Source organism: Psychrobacter sp. Ps7 (assembly GCF_022129225.1).
GTDB classification, from domain to species: Bacteria; Pseudomonadota; Gammaproteobacteria; order Pseudomonadales; family Moraxellaceae; genus Psychrobacter; species Psychrobacter immobilis_A.
In genome coordinates this window covers 1-2,161 of sequence record NZ_JADQAH010000073.1, presented here as the reverse complement: position 1 = coordinate 2,161, position 2,161 = coordinate 1, and the positions used below count along the sequence as shown (strand labels likewise).

The 2,161-nt window shown below is 41.9% G+C and carries 2 protein-coding genes; both read left to right on the top strand.

The window, feature by feature from the left end:
- Positions 1 to 375 precede the first annotated feature (375 nt).
- Entirely contained in the window at positions 376 to 789 is a 414-nt protein-coding gene (locus I3257_RS14045; protein WP_109591048.1) for an organic hydroperoxide resistance protein, read from the top strand.
- A gap of 197 nt (positions 790 to 986) precedes the next feature.
- Positions 987 to 2,161: 5'-3' exonuclease H3TH domain-containing protein (locus I3257_RS14040; protein ID WP_275950092.1), on the top strand; the 1,175-nt coding region annotated here is incomplete at its 3' end.

The window sequence follows — 2,161 nt, the reverse complement described above, 5'->3', positions numbered from 1 at the left end:
CCCGAACCATAAATACCATCATCCTCCCCACCGCAGCCAGCAAGGGTAAATGTTAGCAAAGAAAGTGCAATAGGTAACACCATTGATTTATTCATCGAATAAGACCTTTATTGGTTAGATTTTTTATCATCTATTTTGATAACTTTATTTTTTTACAGCTATATTCCTATATTACATTAATACTTCTGTTACTTATAGCGATTAAGCTTTTCCTGCGATAGTTAAATGCAGCTAAAGATTCTACTAACAGTTCACTTACAAATCCACAGTATATACTTACGACTGACCTATATTGCCCATGCACTGGTTTGTTATGCTGAATCTCCTATCAAAATTTATTGCTAAAACATAAAAACTCACAACAAAGGATATGTTATGAAAACACTATATTCCACCAAAGCAACAGTTACTGGCGGCCGTACAGGCAATGCTAGTCTTCAAGACAGTGATTTGACGATTAATATGGTCGCACCCGGCTCTGATAAAGACGGTAATAATCCAGAGCAGTTATTTGCGATGGGCTATGCAGCTTGCTTTGATGGGGCACTTGCTGCGGTCAAAGGGGCAGAAAAAGCAAAGTTTGACTCTACCACTGAAGTATCCGTAGATTTAATGAAAGGTGAAGGCTTAGATTTTCAATTAGCCGTGAAAATTCATGTTACTGCTGAAAACACAGAGCTATCAGCGGATGAGTTCCAAAAGTTGGTCGAAAAAGCCAATAAAGTTTGCCCATATTCTAAAGCGACTCACGGTAATATCGATAGTGAAGTGACTTCAGAAGTGAGATAGATTTTTAACAATAACAATGTCGGCTTTATCTATAAGAGAACTCAGTGAATACTGGGTTCTTTTTTTATGAGCGTCTGTCAGCAGTAGAAATATCATAACTATCGAGAAGTTCGGCAAGGTCTGATTTTATCGTTATAATGGAAACATCGTTTTATCTGATATTGCCTCTATCTGATACCTAATAATAAGTGACCTTTATGACTGACCATATGACCGACTCCTCCGCAGACAATAACCACAATTCGCATCAAGCGCTTGACCCTAAAGCCTTACCAAATTTTGATACCATGCCCAACGTAGCGACTATGGACACCAGTCACGTGGACAAAAATCAGCCACCTTTTATTTTGGTTGATGGCTCTTATTATCTGTTTCGCACGTATCACGCCTTGCCAAAAACCATGCAAAACTCGCAAGGGCTGATAACGAATGCCATCCGTGGCACGCTTAATGCGCTACTAAAACTGATGCGTCGATATCATCCTACTCACATGGCGGTCTGTTTTGATACCAAGTCACCCACTTTTCGCCATCATATGTCTGCTGATTACAAGGCGGCTCGTCCGCCCATCGACATAGAGCTGGTGGAGCAAATTCCTTATATCCATCGCTTGGTAACCGCTTTGGGCATTCCACTGTTACGCATCGAAGGTGCAGAAGCAGATGATATTATCGGCACACTGGCGCACCGTGCGGTCGAGCAAGGTCATCATGTGGTTATCTCAACCGGCGATAAAGACATGATGCAACTGGTCAATGACTGCGTCATATTGGAAGACAGCTTCACGGGCAAAGTAACAGACACCCAAGCGGTCATCGAAAAATTCGGTATTAATCCAAACCAAATGATTGATTTTTTGACCTTAATGGGTGATGCCTCTGACGGTATTAAAGGCGTGCCCGGTATCGGTAAAAAGACGGCGAAAGACTTACTCGTTGAGTACGGTGATATCGACAATATGTTAAAGCATATTGGCTTTATTAAAGGACGCGGCGCTAAAGGCTTGATTGAGCATGCAGAGGAAATTCCATTCAATGCCAAACTGGCCACTATCGTCACAGACTTAGATATCGGTCAAGACTGGAATGATTTAAAAATCGATACCAATCCTTGTGCTCATATAGATGAATTGCGCGAGCTGTATAGCGAGCTTGAGTTTAGAAATGAGCTTGCTTCTCTTGACCATCCAAACCATCCAGCCAACGCTAATGGGAACGGCGTACAAAGTGTTGCAAGTAGCCAAGCAGATGCTGAATCACAAGCACAAATCGCTAAGTCGCTACAATCAAGCAGTATTGATAATGTTCCAGACAGCAAACAGCATGATAGAGCGTGGCATACTGTGCTCGACGAACCAGCTTTTGAGAGTCT